The sequence below is a fragment of the Stenotrophomonas humi genome, from assembly GCF_001431415.1.
In the GTDB taxonomy this organism is placed as follows: domain Bacteria; phylum Pseudomonadota; class Gammaproteobacteria; order Xanthomonadales; family Xanthomonadaceae; genus Stenotrophomonas; species Stenotrophomonas humi.
The window spans coordinates 1-15,057 of record NZ_LDJI01000005.1; the positions used below are offsets into that span (position 1 = coordinate 1).

The 15,057-nt window shown below is 64.5% G+C and carries 14 protein-coding genes; 9 read left to right on the top strand and 5 right to left on the bottom strand.

Going from position 1 to position 15,057, the window contains the following annotated elements:
• Positions 1 to 669 (bottom strand): ATPase, T2SS/T4P/T4SS family (locus ABB26_RS02605; RefSeq protein WP_161809002.1); only part of this gene is annotated, 669 nt, incomplete at its 3' end.
• A 119-nt stretch (positions 670 to 788) separates the two neighbouring features.
• Complete coding sequence (locus ABB26_RS02610) at positions 789 to 1,826, bottom strand: type IV pilus twitching motility protein PilT (protein WP_057632030.1); 1,038 nt, start codon at positions 1,824 to 1,826, stop codon at positions 789 to 791.
• Between the two features lie 168 nt (positions 1,827 to 1,994).
• On the opposite strand from ABB26_RS02610, the gene ABB26_RS02615 reads away from it, so the two are divergent.
• From ABB26_RS02615 to ABB26_RS02625, 3 genes are read left to right on the top strand one after another with little or no spacing between them, the layout of a single operon-like run.
• The gene (locus ABB26_RS02615) at positions 1,995 to 2,666 is read left to right on the top strand and encodes a YggS family pyridoxal phosphate-dependent enzyme (RefSeq protein WP_083490654.1); all 672 of its coding nucleotides are present in this window, start codon (positions 1,995 to 1,997) and stop codon (positions 2,664 to 2,666) included.
• Positions 2,667 to 2,683: 17 nt separating this feature from the next.
• Positions 2,684 to 3,529 carry a pyrroline-5-carboxylate reductase gene (gene proC / locus ABB26_RS02620; RefSeq protein WP_057632032.1) on the top strand — a complete coding sequence of 282 codons (846 nt, stop codon included), beginning with the start codon at positions 2,684 to 2,686 and terminating at the stop codon, positions 3,527 to 3,529.
• A gap of 13 nt (positions 3,530 to 3,542) precedes the next feature.
• On the top strand, positions 3,543 to 4,004 hold the full coding sequence (locus ABB26_RS02625) for a DUF4426 domain-containing protein (RefSeq protein WP_057632033.1): 462 nt from the start codon (positions 3,543 to 3,545) through the stop codon (positions 4,002 to 4,004).
• Between the two features lie 19 nt (positions 4,005 to 4,023).
• Here ABB26_RS02625 and soxR read toward each other — a convergent pair whose 3' ends face one another.
• The gene (gene soxR, locus ABB26_RS02630; RefSeq protein WP_338062610.1) at positions 4,024 to 4,491 is read right to left on the bottom strand and encodes a redox-sensitive transcriptional activator SoxR; all 468 of its coding nucleotides are present in this window, start codon (positions 4,489 to 4,491) and stop codon (positions 4,024 to 4,026) included.
• A gap of 71 nt (positions 4,492 to 4,562) precedes the next feature.
• Between soxR and ABB26_RS02635 the strand changes: the two genes are divergently transcribed.
• From ABB26_RS02635 to ABB26_RS02645, 3 genes are all read left to right on the top strand, one after another.
• Complete coding sequence (locus ABB26_RS02635; protein ID WP_057632034.1) at positions 4,563 to 5,966, top strand: MFS transporter; 1,404 nt, start codon at positions 4,563 to 4,565, stop codon at positions 5,964 to 5,966.
• A gap of 210 nt (positions 5,967 to 6,176) precedes the next feature.
• Positions 6,177 to 7,568 (top strand): phosphatase domain-containing putative toxin, encoded by a 1,392-nt coding sequence (locus tag ABB26_RS02640; RefSeq protein ID WP_083490655.1) that lies wholly within the window; start codon positions 6,177 to 6,179, stop codon positions 7,566 to 7,568.
• A gap of 76 nt (positions 7,569 to 7,644) precedes the next feature.
• Entirely contained in the window at positions 7,645 to 8,052 is a 408-nt protein-coding gene (locus tag ABB26_RS02645; RefSeq protein ID WP_057632036.1) for a roadblock/LC7 domain-containing protein, read from the top strand.
• Between the two features lie 108 nt (positions 8,053 to 8,160).
• Here ABB26_RS02645 and ABB26_RS02650 read toward each other — a convergent pair whose 3' ends face one another.
• Both ABB26_RS02650 and ABB26_RS02655 read right to left on the bottom strand, forming a co-directional pair.
• Positions 8,161 to 10,113 (bottom strand): esterase/lipase family protein, encoded by a 1,953-nt coding sequence (locus ABB26_RS02650; protein WP_057632037.1) that lies wholly within the window; start codon positions 10,111 to 10,113, stop codon positions 8,161 to 8,163.
• Positions 10,110 to 11,084, bottom strand: coding sequence for an Lnb N-terminal periplasmic domain-containing protein (locus ABB26_RS02655; protein ID WP_057632042.1), 975 nt, complete (start codon positions 11,082 to 11,084; stop codon positions 10,110 to 10,112). The genes ABB26_RS02650 and ABB26_RS02655 overlap by 4 nt, the downstream gene beginning before the upstream one ends.
• 250 nt (positions 11,085 to 11,334) lie before the next feature.
• On the opposite strand from ABB26_RS02655, the gene ABB26_RS02660 reads away from it, so the two are divergent.
• The 3 genes from ABB26_RS02660 to ABB26_RS19220 all read left to right on the top strand — a co-directional run bounded on the left by ABB26_RS02660 (position 11,335) and on the right by ABB26_RS19220 (position 14,824).
• Positions 11,335 to 13,431: a TonB-dependent siderophore receptor gene (locus ABB26_RS02660; protein WP_057632038.1), complete on the top strand. Its 2,097-nt coding sequence runs from the start codon at positions 11,335 to 11,337 to the stop codon at positions 13,429 to 13,431.
• A 77-nt stretch (positions 13,432 to 13,508) separates the two neighbouring features.
• Positions 13,509 to 14,645 (top strand): PepSY-associated TM helix domain-containing protein, encoded by a 1,137-nt coding sequence (locus tag ABB26_RS02665; protein WP_057632039.1) that lies wholly within the window; start codon positions 13,509 to 13,511, stop codon positions 14,643 to 14,645.
• The gene (locus ABB26_RS19220; protein ID WP_057632040.1) at positions 14,642 to 14,824 is read left to right on the top strand and encodes a hypothetical protein; all 183 of its coding nucleotides are present in this window, start codon (positions 14,642 to 14,644) and stop codon (positions 14,822 to 14,824) included. Before ABB26_RS02665 ends, ABB26_RS19220 begins: the two co-directional genes overlap by 4 nt.
• Positions 14,825 to 15,057: the final 233 nt, after the last annotated feature.

Here is a 15,057-nt window from a genome sequence, read left to right on the forward strand (position 1 = left end):
GGTTTCGGCGAAGGCGATGGCATGGTCCATGCCCTCGCGGGTACGGATTTCGCCGATCATGATCACGTCCGGCGCCTGGCGCAGGGTGTTCTTCAATGCTGCTTCCCAGCTGTCGGTGTCGATGCCGACTTCGCGCTGGGTGATGATGCAGCCCTCGTGCTTGTGCACGAATTCGATCGGGTCCTCGATGGTGATGATGTGGCCGGTCGAGTTCTGGTTTCGATAGCCGATCATCGCTGCCAGCGAGGTCGATTTACCGGTGCCGGTCGCACCGACAAACAGGATGATGCCGCGCTTGGTCATTGCCAGCGTCTTGATCACCGGCGGCAGGCTCAGCTCTTCCACGGTCGGGATGCGCGTCTCGATACGACGCAGCACCATGCCCACCTGGTTGCGCTGGTAGAAACAGCTCACGCGGAAACGGCCAACGCCGGACAGGCCGATGGCGAAATTGCACTCGTGGGTTTTTTCAAATTCCTCACGCTGCGCGGGCGTCATCACGTTCAGCACCATGTCGCGCGACTGTTGCGGCGTCAGCGGTGTCTGGGTGATCGGCGAAATCTTGCCGTTGACCTTCATCGATGGCGCCATGCCGGCGGTGATGAAAAGATCCGACGCCTTCTGGTGCGCCATCAATTTGAGGAAGGAGGTGAAATCGATGCTGCTCATGGAATGCTCCTTCGAAACCAGGATAGGAAAACGAAAAACAGAACGTCGTTGAAAGCGAGCTGGAAAACAGGCCCGGGCACGACCTTGTCGCACCCGATGCACTGCTTCCCCTTCCCTGCTTATTCGAACTGCTTCTTGTCCTTGGCGTATTCCTTGGCCTGGTTGCGCGTGATCAGGCTGCGCTTGACCAGGTCCTGCAGATTCTGGTCCAGGGTCTGCATGCCCACCTGCTGGCCGGTCTGAATCGAGGAGTACATCTGTGCCACCTTGTCCTCACGGATCAGGTTGCGGATGGCCGGGGTGGCCACCATGATTTCGTGCGAGGCGATGCGGCCGCCGCCCACTTTCTTCAGCAGCGCCTGCGAGATCACCGCGCGCAGCGACTCGGACAACATCGAGCGCACCATCGGCTTTTCGCCGGCCGGGAACACGTCGATGATTCGGTCGATGGTCTTGGCCGCCGAGCTGGTATGCAGGGTGCCGAACACCAAGTGGCCGGTTTCAGCGGCGGTCAGCGCCAGGCGGATGGTCTCAAGGTCACGCAATTCGCCGACCAGGATGATGTCCGGATCTTCACGCAGTGCCGAGCGCAGTGCTTCGTTGAAGCCATGCGTGTCACGGTGCACTTCGCGCTGGTTGATCAGGCACTTCTGCGAGGTGTGCACGAACTCGATCGGATCCTCGACGGTGAGGATGTGGCCGTATTCGTTCTTGTTGATGTGGTCGATCATCGCCGCCAGCGTGGTCGACTTGCCCGAACCGGTCGGGCCGGTCACCAGGATCAGGCCCTGCGGCTGTTCGATCAGCTGGCGGAAGATCGGCGGGCAGCCAAGGTCTTCCAGCGTCAGCACTTCCGAGGGAATGGTACGGAACACCGCACCGGCACCACGGTTCTGGTTGAAGGCGTTGACACGGAAGCGCGCCAGCGAAGGAATCTCGAAGGAGAAATCGACCTCGAGGAATTCTTCGTAGTCGCGCCGCTGCTTGTCCGACATGATGTCGTACACCAGCGCGTGCACTTGTTTGTGGTCCAAGGCCGGTATGTTGATGCGGCGCACATCGCCGTCAACACGGATCATCGGCGGAAGGCCCGCGGAAAGGTGAAGGTCCGAGGCCTTGTTCTTGACCGAGAACGCCAAAAGTTCAGCGATATCCATACGCCGCTATGTCCCCATGCGTTGCGAGTATCTGGAAGGTGTTTCCCCTACAGGGCAGTATAGCCCTCCCATGTAAGAACCTGCGCATGTGGCCCACCGCTTCCAGCCCCCGGCTGGCCGGCCTTGTCCGGGGGCGGGTCGCAGACAGGTCCAGCTGAGGTTGCCCCGTTGCAAACCGTTTCATTGGTCACACTCCAGAACCAGATCGCCGCCGCTGCCGGACCGGGCCGGGAAGCCCGCCTGCTGGCCGTCTCCAAGCTGCAGCCGGCCTCGGCCATTGCCGCGCTGGCCGCACAAGGACAGCGCGCGTTCGGTGAAAACTATGTGCAGGAAGCCGCCGACAAGGTCCAGGCGCTGGCAGCGCTTGACCTGGAGTGGCACCTCATCGGCCACCTGCAGTCCAACAAGGCCGATATCGCCGCACGCATCTTCGACTGGGTGCAGACCGTGGACCGCGACAAGCTGGTCACTGCCCTGGCCCGCCACCGCCCAGCCGGGCTGGCGCCGCTCAACGTGCTGATCCAGGTCAACATCGACGACGAAGACAGCAAGCATGGCTGCCAGCCGGCCGAAGTGGCCGACCTGGCCGCGACCATCGCCGCCCAGGAACGGCTGCGGCTGCGCGGCCTGATGGCCATCCCGGCGCCCTTCCCCGAGGCGGAAAAGCGGCGCGCTGCCTTCCAGCGCATGCATGAACTGTTCACCGGCCTGACCGCGCACCATCCACACGTGGATACTCTGTCGATGGGCATGAGCGGCGACTATGCCGACGCCATTGCCGCCGGTTCGACCATGGTGCGTGTCGGCACCGCCCTGTTCGGCCAACGCCCTACTTCCTGATTGTCGAGACCCAACCAATGACCGCCTCCGCTACCGCCGCCCTTCCCGATATCGATATCGCCTTCATCGGCGGCGGCAACATGGCCCGCAGCCTGATCGCCGGCCTGGTCCGGCGCGGCATGCCGACTGCACGTATCCATGTGGCCGAGCCGGTGCCGGCACTGCGCGAAGCCTTGGCACAGGATTTCGGCGTGCAGACCCACAGCGCTGCCGCCGATGCGGTGGTCCGCGCCGGGCTGTGGCTGATGGCGGTCAAGCCGCAGGTGATGCGGGAGGTCTGCGCGTCGCTGGCCGCTGTCGCCACACAGCAGCAACCGGTGGTGGTTTCCATCGCCGCCGGCATCACCGCCACGCAGTTGGAGCGCTGGCTGGGTGGCAACCAGAGCATCGTCCGTGCCATGCCCAACACGCCGGCCCTGCTCGGCGCCGGCGTCACCGGCCTGTTCGCCAACGCGCAGGTGTCCGCGACGCAGCGCGCGCAGGCCGAGCAGGTGCTGGCCAGTGCCGGACGCACGGTGTGGATCGCCGACGAAGCACGCATGGATGCGGTGACCGCCGTCTCCGGCAGCGGCCCGGCTTACGTCTTCCTGCTGGCAGAGGCGATGGAAGCGGCGGCACTGGAACAAGGCCTGCCCGCCGAAGCCGCACGCACCCTGGTGCTGGACACCGTGCTCGGTGCCGCGCGCATGCTCACCGAATCCGGAGAAGCCCCCGCCGAGTTGCGCCGCCGCGTCACCTCGCCCGGCGGCACCACCCAGGCGGCCATTGAAACCTTCCAGGCCGGCGGCTTTGAAGCACTGACCGCCAAGGCCATCGACGCGGCCGCGCGTCGTGGCAAGGAACTGTCCGCCGCCAACGACTGACCGGGAGATCCCCATGCTTCGTGCCGCACCGTTGTTGCTGGTCGCAATGTTGATGTCATTGAGCGCATGTTCCGGCCAGCAGGCGCCACGGCTGGTGACGCCGACACAGGGGCATTCCAGCCAGGCCGACTTCGGCGCGCTGCGGGTGTACTACAACCTGCTGCCGACGCTGGCGATGAACGAAAGTGTCGCGCGCAGTTATGGCGTGCAGCGTAGCGCCGACCAGGCCTTGCTGGTGGTCGCCCTGCGCGAGCGCAGCGGCGCCGAAGACCAGCCCGTCGAGGGCATGGTGACCGCAACGGCAACGGATCTTTCAGGCCGCCAGCAGCAGATCGTCCTGCGCACGGTGAAAACCGGCACCTACACCGACCACGTTGGCAGCGTGCAGATCAGCGAGCACGACACGTTGCGCTTCGCGGTGCAGGTCGCCGCAGCCGGTGACAACGGCACACTGCGTTTTGAACGCGGCTTCTGAGCAGCCAGCGGTCACCGCCTTACTCCGAACCGCTATCGCCCCACCGCTGCGGCCCGTCGCCACGCACGCCCAGCGCATCATCGGGGTTGCTCAGGCGGCAGCGCCGCAGCGATAGGCAACCGCAGCCGATGCAGTCGGTGAACTGCTCTTTCAGGCGCTGCAGCTGCACGATCCGCTGCTCAAGCTCATCGCGCCAGGATGCCGACAACCGCGCCCAGTCCGCGCGCGTGGGTGTGCGCGAATCGGGCAGCGTGGCAAACGCCGTCGCCACCGCCTCCAACGGGATTCCCACACGTTGCGCGATGCGGATGGCTGCCAGCCGCCGCAACACATCGCGGTGATAGCGGCGCTGGTTGCCCGCCGTCCGCAGACTGTGGATCAACCCCTTGCGCTCGTAGAAATGCAATGCCGATACACTGAGGCCGCTACGCTGCGCCACCTCGCCCACTGCCAGTTCACGCGCAACCATCTGCTTGACCTCAACCATTGTTGAGGTTGCATGCTACCTCGCTTCGCCGGAACAGCTGCACCCGGCACCTCACTTGCAATGGAATCCCCATGTCGTCCCACTCCACGGCTCCGTCCCCCACGACGGCAGCCCCGATCGACCCCAGCGCCGTCTCCATCCTCTCCCCCCAGTACCGCGCCACGACCCTGGGAATGGTGGCGCTGGTCGCGCTGTTCGCATTCGAGGCCCTTGCGGTCGCAACGGCAATGCCCACGGTCGCCCGGGAACTCGACGGCCTGAAGCTCTATGCACTGGCCTTTGGCGGAACCCTGGCCACCAGCGTGATCGGCATGCCGCTGTCCGGCCGCTGGAGCGACCGAAGCGGTCCGGCTGGGCCGTTGTGGAGCGGACTGGGCTGTTTTCTGCTCGGCCTGCTGGTGGCCGGCTTCGCCATCAACATGCCGATGCTGGTGGTCGGGCGCTTGTTGCAGGGGCTGGGTGCGGGCGCGTTGATCGTCGCGCTCTACGTGATGGCGGGCCGGGTGTTTCCCGATGCGTTGCGGCCAAAAGTGTTCGCAGCCTTCTCCGCAGGATGGGTGGTGCCTTCACTGATCGGGCCCGCACTGAGCGGCCTGATCGTGCAGCACGCCGGTTGGCGCTGGGTGTTTCTCGGCGTACCGATCCTCGCCGTGCCGGCCGCCTTGGTGCTGCGCCCGGCCCTGCGCCGGATCGCTGCCGACAAGCCCGCCGCTGTCGAACCGGCAAACACCGCTATTGCAGAAGCCTCGCCGGTTCCATGGGCGATTGGCGCCGCCAGTGGCGCACTGTTGCTGTACGTCGGCGGCCAATATCACGACATCAAGGCATTGGCGCTGTTGTTGCCGGCCATCGCCTTGCTTGTTCTGTGCAGCTGGAAGCTGCTGCCCGCCGGCACCTTGCGCCTGCGACGCGGTCTTCCCAGCGTCATCGCACTGCGCGGCATGATCGGTGCGGCATTCTTCGGCTGCGAGGCATTCCTGCCGTTGTTGCTGTCGCGCGAACGCGGGCTGTCACCGTTCATGGCCGGCGTCATCCTGAGCCTGGGCGCGCTGGGCTGGAGCGCCGGCTCCTGGTTCCAAGGCCACCAACGCCAAGGCATCAGCCGTCACCGCGTGCTGCAGATGGGCACGATCATGATCGCCTGCGGCGTGGGCCTGACCACCCTGGTGGTCATCGCCGCCCCCCTGTGGATCGTATTGTTGGGTTGGACCATCACGGGCCTCGGCATGGGCTTGACCTACCCGAGCCTGTCGGTGCTCACCCTGTCACTGTCGCCAACCGAGCGCCAAGGTGCCAACAGCTCGGCGCTGCAATTGAGCGAAGCCATTGCCGTGGCCACTACCCTGGCAGTGGGAGGCTCGTTGTTTGCGGCGTTGCTCGACCACTCCGTGCAGGCAGGCTATCTGATCAACTTCTCCATTGCCCTGCTGCTGGCCTTGCTGGGTTGCGTTGTCACCCGCCGCATTGGCGCCTGACCTCGCGGAGCAGGCGTGGGATGCATTGGCAATGAGCGCCAGCCGATGCATTTCCCGCGCCGCACGCTGCACATCGCACGTCAGACATTGCACTGCCAACATCCAAAAAGGACAAGCAATGTCCGGTCGGACACCGATACCGGATAAAATTGTCAGCCCAACTTGCATCGAAAGATTTCAGGCCCCTGCTCGCAGCCGCCGAACCAGATCATGCCGTTCTCTTCAGCACCTCCGCATTCCCCTGATTCCCTACTGCTGAAGATCGAAAACTGGGGCATGCGCCGCGGCCGGCATACGATCCTGGCTTCGATTGACCTGACCCTCGATGGCCCCGGCATCACCGTATTGATGGGCCCGGGCGGCACCGGCAAATCCTCGCTGCTGCATGCGCTGTCGGGCCAGCACAACGCCCATGGCGAGCGCTGGGGGCAGATGTATTTCCAGGGGCAGCCATTGCATGCGGCCACTCAGCCGCCGGTATTGGTGCATCAACAACCACGCGAACTCGGCTTCAGTGTGCAGGAAAACCTGAGCGCGGCATTGCGCCAACGGCAGAGCAGCACGCCGCAGGAACTGCGTGATGAGATCGGCACCCGCCTGCGCGAACTCGGCGCCGATGCGTTGCTGGCCCAGCTGCAGCAGCGGGTGATCGACCTGCCGCGCGGCCTGGCACGGCAACTGGCCATCGTACGTGCAGCGTTCAGTGCGAGCCCCTTGCTGCTGATCGACGAGCCCACCAGCGAGTTGAGCACCGACGACGCAGAGGCGGTGCTTGCATTGATCGAACGACTGGCGACCACGCATGCCTGCCTGGTCACCCTGCATCACCAAGGCCAGGCACGCCGCATCGCATCGCGGGTGATCCTGCTGGCCGGCGGTTACGTGCAGGTGGACGCGCCGGCCGATGCGTTCTTCGCCAACCGCATGCAGCACCCGGTGTTGGCGCAGTTCCTGCGCACCGGCAGCTGCCATGTGCCCGCACCCGATGCGCGTGCCGAAGAGCTGAGCGACAACATCACCGTACCCGCACCGATCACGAGCATCCCCACACCGCCCGTTACGCCGGTAGTGGCCGCTGCGCCCCTGCGCCTGGCGCCGGCGCAGGTTGCGCTGCCAGCAACCCCGTCGCGACGCGGCCCGAACGGCTTTCATTGGCTGCAGCCCGGCCGGCTGGCCGGCTGCCCGATGCCCGGTGTCGTATTTGCCCCCGACCATGACCTGGCGCTGCTGCGCGGCATGGGCGTCACCGTGCTGGTCAACCTGACCGAAACCGCCATGTCCTCCGAGCTGCTGGCCCGCCATGGCCTGCGCAGCTATCACCTGGGCATTCCAGACCGCGGCGCGCCACCGTTGCTGTGGGCCAAGCTGCTGCTGGCCAAGATCGACGTGATGCTGCGCGAAGGCGACGTGGTTGCCGTGCATTGCCTGGCCGGGCTCGGCCGTACCGGCATGGTGCTGGCTGCGTGGTTGATCCGCGAAGGCCTGAGCGCCGAGGAAGCACTGCGCCGGCTGCGCACCATCGAGCCCGGATTCGTCCAGTCACAGGAGCAGGAAACCCTGCTGCATGCACTGGAAGAGAACCTGCTGATCCGCGCCTGCTGATCCGCTGACTCCCCAGTTTCATCACACCGTGCCCGCCACGCGGGCATGTCTTTGCGCCTCCCCCAAGGATCTTTCCATGTCTCTAGACAGCACTTTGCAGCAATCCGTCGCCTCCGTTCCCGAATGTGTCGCCGCCGGCTATGTCGATATCAGCTCCGGCATGTTGTTGTCGGTCCGTACCGTGGACTCGCATCCGCGTGAAGTCCTGGATCTGGTCGCCGCCGCCACCGCCGATCTGTACCAAGGGCCCAACATCCGCAGCATCGAGCAGATGTTCCGTCGCGCCCGTGGCCTGCAGGAGCAGGAAGGCGCGCACTACTTCCAGGAAATCATCGTCAACAGCGAGAACCTGATCCACATCTTCATGCGCGGCAAGCTGTACCCGGACTACGTGATGGTGTTCGTCTGCCGCCGTACCGCCAATCTTGGCATGGCGCTCACCCGCTCGCGCATGGCGATGCCGGCCATCGAAGCGGCAATCTGATCTGAAACGACGAAGGCCACTGCAAAGTGGCCTTCGTTGCATGCGCCGGCAGTTACCGGCATGTTGGAACCCAATCTTCCCACGCCTGCACAGGAGGGCTGCGGCGGATCAGTCCACGCCGTCCACTTCGCGCAGGTCTTCGCGCAGGATGCGGCGCACTTCGAGCACGGCCTCTGGTGTTTCCTGCACGCTGTGCCCGGAGATGACCACCTTCTCCGACAGCGCGCCATCCAGGTGCGAACTCCAGTAGGGCACCAGCCCGTCATCGGACTCCGCGGTCGGCACGTCGGCCTTCCTGTTGGCGATGATCGAGTGGTACTTCAGGCCCGGTGCCAACGGCAACGTCGCGGACTTCTCGATGAAGGGATCGCTCGCCTTCAGGTTGTCGATGCTGGTGGTGATGCGCGGTTCCTTGGGTTTGTCACCGGCTTCGTCGGGATTCTGCAGGGCCAGGAACACGTCACCAAACTTGCCCAGAATGGTCAACGGCAAACGCACCAGTTTGCCGATCATGCGCCCCAGGCGATTGCCCGCCGCATCGGTCCCCTTGTGTGGCGAGGCGATGAAAATCGCACGTTCCACATTCGGCTGCGGCGTGAAATGCAGCAACGGCCCCAACCGTGTTTCCACCCGTTTCAAGCGCTCGCCGTGCAGATTGAAGCGCGTCAACGCATCGTCCCATAACACTTCACCGGAGCTGCTGAGCATCAAACGCGCGATCACGCCGCCCATGCTGTGGCCGATGAAAACCATGTCATGCGTGGCGCGCGCGTCGCCCTTCGGATCGAAGTGCTTCAACGTGCTGTTGAAGGCATTGCTCACCGTGTAACGGTTCAGCGCTATCGGCGCATTGGTCGGGTAGTACACCGACCACACCTGATAATGCTTGCGCATTTCCGGGTCGCCCATGATCTCGTTGGCCAGGTTCACCCAGGCTTCCGGGCTGCTGGCCAGGCCGTGCAGCATGAAGATGATGCGGCGGTCCGGGTCGTATGGCTGCATCAAATAGATATGCGGCTCACGGATGCCTTCGCCACGACCAAACAAGGTGCGCAACGATTCACTCGCAAAGCCCGACTGCGCCAGCCACACGCCATAGGCTGCGGTGAAGTTGGCCGCCAGCGGAACCTCCTGGCCGCGCAGCATGACCGTAGTGGTGTTATCCGGCGAATAGGATTCCAGGCGGATGTCACGCGTCGCCAGTACTTCCTCCAGGGTTTCCCCGCTGAAGTGCAACAGCACCGTCGCGTTGATCGCCGGCATCTCACTGAACACCGGCAGCTGCGGTGCCTCTATAGTGCCTTCGAGCGGCGCCGTCAGCGCGGCCTTCTCCATCACCACCACCAGCTCGGCACCAAAGCCGTCGCGGCGATAGGAACTGCGCAGCCCGGCAAAACTCACCGATGAGGCCGATACCAACTGCTGCGGAATGCTGGTCAGCGGCAACTGCTCGAAGTTGGTGCTGATCGTCCAGCGATCCACCTGCATCGGGCCGGTGAAGTCCTGCCCTTCAATCGCCAATGCGCGGGTGCGCTGGAACACCACCGATGCGGTCTGCTCGGCGGCATAGTTGTAATAGTCACGCACCTGCGTGAGCCGGTCTTCCAGCGCACGTTGCGCCGGCGTGCGGCCGCTGAAGAACAGGTAGGCGTACGAATAGCGCGCGGTTTCCAGCCACGCATCCAGTGCAGGCGCCGGCAGCTCGGTCGCCTGCCCCAGCTTTGCCTTGGGCGTGAGTGCCAGGGCTTCTTCCATCCACAGTTCGGCCAACGTGGAAAGCCGCTGCTCTGTCTGCAGGCCCTCCACCGTGGCCACGGTGCTGCGGCAGGTGGGCAGATCCTTGCTGCAGGCCGATGCCGTCAACCCGATCACCGACAGCGACTCCTGCGACAACGCACTCAACTTGCCGCTGTTGAGGATGTCGCCGCGCTTGAGCATCACATGGTCGGTGGTGGTGACCTGCTTCATCTTCACCATCGCGCAGCCGCTGCCCAGCAGCAACAGCACCATGGCCAGCAGCGGCAACGTACGGTGCGAAAGGTTTTCCAGGGACAACGTCATTGCGTGCTTCCTTGCTCGACACCGGGCACGCCACGGCGGATCAATCGGGAGAATTCAGGATCATTGCCGGCCGCGCGCGCGCGTTCGGTGATATGCCCGCGTGCCTTGAGCGTTGCGAATTCAACGCCCGGAGTGAGCACGCCTAGTTTGTAGGCGTATTCGGCGAAGTAGCCGGAGGCCAGCAATCGATAGTCCAGCGGCAGGCCCGGTGCGATCTGCTTGGCCAGGTCGTAAACAATGGTGGTGCAGTTGCTGGTCAACGTGTTGTAGAACGCCGGTTCGGCGTCCAGTCGGCGCGCCTCCCCGAGATAGGACAGGAACAGGCCCTTGAGCTGCTCGTGGGTCATGTCGAGCCGGTACAGGTAAAGATCCTCGCCGCGCACATTGCTGCGTACACGCACGATGTCGGTTTCCTCCGATGCCACCAGGGTCACCTCGAACTTGCGGAAGAAGCCACCCAGTGCTGAGAACGATTCACCGCGCTCCTTGCGGATTTCCAGCGAGAACACCAGCTGCCTGCCATCCTCGAATCCGAACGAGATCAGCGTGTGCGCGATCATCGGGCCCATCCAGTAGGAGAGGATCAGGTCAGCCGAACGCAATTGATCCAGATCGTACTCGCGGCGCTCCCAACGCGCGTCATAATCCTTGTCGGCACGCCAGTTGAAGTTGCGGACGTTGTCCAGCACCACATGCGAGCCATCGACTTCGACCACCTTCAGCCGCTGCGCCACATCGTCGGCCCAGACCCGATCCTGGCGTGGGCTCAGCAACAACCACCACACCCCGGTGGCAACCAGCGCCAACACGTACACCACACCCGGCCAACGTCCAGCGCGTGCGCGTGCCACCGCCACCACCGTGGTCAGTGCAAACCCGAGCCATGCCGCGATCACTGCCCAACGCAGCCAGCTCGGCCCAGGCAGCTGGAAGGCCAACATGCCGGTGACCCACAACGCCGCAACCAGCATCAACAGCGCCAGCCCCCATCGTCCTGCCTTCTTCACGCGTCGATCCATCGTTAGTTCAGGGCGCTAGTTAGCCACAACTGCACCGAAGCGAACATGGCTGCGTGTTCAGCTTGAATCCGGCCCGCGTGCCGGCATCCGGTACAGCCCGCCGCCTGCCAGGATCAACTGACCGTTAATGTTGATAATCATTTGTATTCGCATTATTACGTCCGGATAATCCACCCTCATTGCCATTGCCGGATCACCCCCGATGCCCGCTTCACTGCAGTCCCGTCGCCCGCTGCTCGCCCTTGCCATCGCAACCGCGCTGGCCGCCCCGCTCGCCCAGGCGCAGGACTCGCCCGAAGCCCGCACCCTCGACGCCGTCAGCGTGGTTGCCGAGCGCGCCAGCACCGCGACCAAGACCGACACCCCACTGACCCAGACGCCGCAGGCGATCAGCGTGGTCACCAGCAGCCTGTTCACCGACCGTGGCGCGCACAACCTGCAGGAAACCCTGCGCTACAGCGCCGGCGTCACCGCCGATGCCTGGGGCCTGGACACGCGCAGCGACGGCAGCACCGTGCGCGGCCTGGACCCGGTGCAGTACCTGGACGGCATGCGCCGCAGCTACGGCTTCAGCCCGATGGCGCGTACCGAGGTCTACGGCCTTGAGCGCGTGGAAGTGCTGCGCGGCCCGTCCTCGGTGCTGTACGGCGCCGGCGCCACCGGCGGCATCATCAATGCGATGACCAAGCGCCCCACCTTCGGCGACATCGGCGGTGAGGTTGGCGTGCAGCTCGGCAACTTCGACCGCAAGCAGTTCCAAGGTGATGTCGGTGGCGTGCTCAATGACGCCGGCACCGTTGCCGGGCGCGTGGTCGGTGTGGTCCGCGACGCCGGCATGCAGACCGATTTCGTCGACGATGACCGCATCTACATCGCACCGTCGATCAGCTGGCGCGGCGAGCGCAGCAACCTCACCGTGCTGGCCAGCTACCAGCGCGACCAGACCGCCTCCAGCCAGCAGTTCCTGCCGGTTGCCGCCACCTTGAATGCACCGGTCGGGCGTCCGCGCCTGGACCCGTCGACCTTCCTCGGCGATCCGGATTTCGACAAGCTTGATTCGCGCGTGTACAGCGTCTCGGCCCTGTTCGATCACGCCTTCAACGACAGCATCAGCCTGCGCGCGTCGGTGCGTTACCTGGACGGCAAGACCACCTTCCAGGAACTGTTCCCGGACAGCTACAGCAACCCGACCAACCCCTTCATCGATGCCGATGGCCGCGTCCTCGCCCGCAACGCCTACGGCATCAAGCCCGACGTGCGCGTGCTGACCAGCGACACCGCACTGCAGTTCGACTTCGCCACCGGCGCGTTCCAACACCTGCTGCTGGCTGGCGTGGACTACAACGACTACCGCGAGGAATCATCCAGCGTGGATGCCACCGCCACGCCGATCGACATCTACGCGCCGGTCTCCGGCGGCGTCATCGTCAATGGCTGGAACCGCCTGCCCACGCAGCGCAACACGCAGATCGGCGTATACGTGCAGAATCAGATCCGCTGGGCCGAGCGCGTGTCGCTGGTGCTCGGCGCACGCCGCGACCATGCACGCAGCAAGACCGAAGGCCTGCCCAGCCAGACCGACAACGCCACCACCTATCGTGCCGGCTTGATCGGTGACATCGGTGCAGGCTTCTCGCCGTACATCAGCTACAGCGAATCGTTCCTGCCGGTCACCGGCCAGGATCTGTACGGCCGCGCGTTCAAGCCGATGCAGGGCCGTCAGAGCGAGGCCGGTGTGAAGTGGCAGCCGGCGCGCAACATGCTGGTCACCGCCTCGGTCTACCGCATCACCGAAACCAACCGCCAGACCAACGACCCGGACAACGTGCTCAACGTGGTGCAGACCGGTGAGATCGAGTCCAAGGGCGTGGAGCTGGAAGGCCAGTTCTCCTTCGCCAATGATCTGACCCTCACCGCCGCATATGCACGCAACAAGGCCGAGGTGACCAAGAGCAACTTCGCCATGGAAGTGGGCCAGCGCCTCAACGACACGCCGCAGGAACTGTCCTCGCTGTGGGTGGCCAAGGGCTTCCAGCTCGACGACGATGCGCGTCTGCGCGTGGGCGTGGGCGGCCGCTATGTCGGCAACACCCAGTCGCTGGGCTACGGCGGTTTCATCCGCACGCCGAGCTACACGCTGGTCGATGCGCTGATGGAAGTGCAGGTCACCGATTGGACGATGGCGTTGAACATCACCAACCTGTCGAACAAGCAGTACTTCGCACCCTGCCGCAACTTCGGTGACTGCTTCAGCGGCAACCCGCGCACCGTGACCGGCACGATCAGCTACCGGTTCTGACGTTTCACCCGGCCCGGTCGGCATCATGCTGACCGGGCCCGCCATCGCATCGTCTCAAGCAATCGCCAGAGAGCCCCATGCAACGTTCGACCCTCAAAGCCTGGTTCCTCGTGCACAAGTGGACCAGCCTGGTCTGCACCTTGTTTCTGTTGCTGCTGTGCCTGACCGGGTTGCCGCTGGTGTTCGGCGAGGAAATCGCCCACCTCAGTGAACCCGAAGTCGCCGCCGTCGCACCTGACGCCACGCCGCGCGATCTGGATGCACAAGTGCGCAGCGCACTGGCCGAATATCCCGGCGACGTCCCGCTGTTCGTCGGCTGGGACCCGGATGCCCCCACGGTGTACGTCAACACCGGCGCGCGCCCGGATACGCCACCGCCGCAGATGCACACCGCGCTGCTGCATGCGGTCAGTGGCGACGTGCTGCCGGCTGCGCAGTTCAACGAAGGCGTGATGTTCTTCCTCTACCGCCTGCACACCGACCTGTTCCTGGGCCTGCCCGGCATGTTGTTCATGGGCGTGATGGCGCTGCTGTTCGCCGTGGCAATCATCTCCGGCCTGGTGCTGTACGGGCCCTTCATGCGTCGCCAGCCATTCGGCACCCTGCGTACCGGCCGCAGTCGCCGCTTGGCGTGGTTGGACCTGCACAACGTGCTCGGCATCGTCACCCTCGGCTGGGCGCTGGTGGTCGGCATCACCGGCGCCATCAACACCATCGCCAAGCCACTTGAGCAAGCCTGGCAGACCGAGCAGCTCGGCGAGTTCGCCGCACGCTACGCCGGCCAGCCCCGCCCCACCCAACTGGCTTCACTGCAGGCCGCCGTGGACACCGCACGCGCTGCCGCACCCGGCATGCGCCCGGCCTTCGTCAGCTTCCCCGGCACCGGCTACAGCGGCGACCACCACTACGGCGTTTTCATGCAGGGCAACACTCCCCTGACCGAGCGCCTGTACCGCCCGGTGTTGATCGACGCACAGACCAGCGTACTCACCGCGCAACCACAGCTGCCGGTCTACATGAGCGTGCTGCTGCTCAGCCAACCGCTGCACTTCGGCGACTACGGCCACCTGCCGCTGAAAATCCTGTGGGCGTTGCTTGACCTACTCACCATCGCGGTGCTGATCAGCGGCCTGTATCTATGGGTAAAACGCGGCAGCACCGAAGCGCGCATCACCGAACTCGAGCGCGCCGCGCAGACCGGAGCCAGTGCATGAGCAAACCCGCGCCCGCACCCCGCAATCCCTTCGTCGCCCCGGCATGGATCGCCGCCGCCAGCCTGCTCGGTCTGGTCAGCGCTCTGATCGGCGACGGCATATTCGACGTGATCTCGTGGCTGGTGTTCAGCGCGTTGGTGGCGCTGGTGATTCGTGCTTGGGTCAAGCGGACGCGGTGAGTACGTGTTTGCTCAACCACAGCACACCGAAGCCAAGCAGAAGCAATCTGCAACGCATATACGAAAGAACCGGCTTTCGCCGGCTCTTGTACAACGCTTTGATTTCGATGGCGAGCGACGAAGGGTTTGAATCGCCCAGGCTTTTGTAGACACTCTTCAGCCGTTTAGTGCGTACTGCCGTTCAAACTCTATCGGGGACAGGCCGCCATTGGAACCGTGTCGCCGTGTCGGGG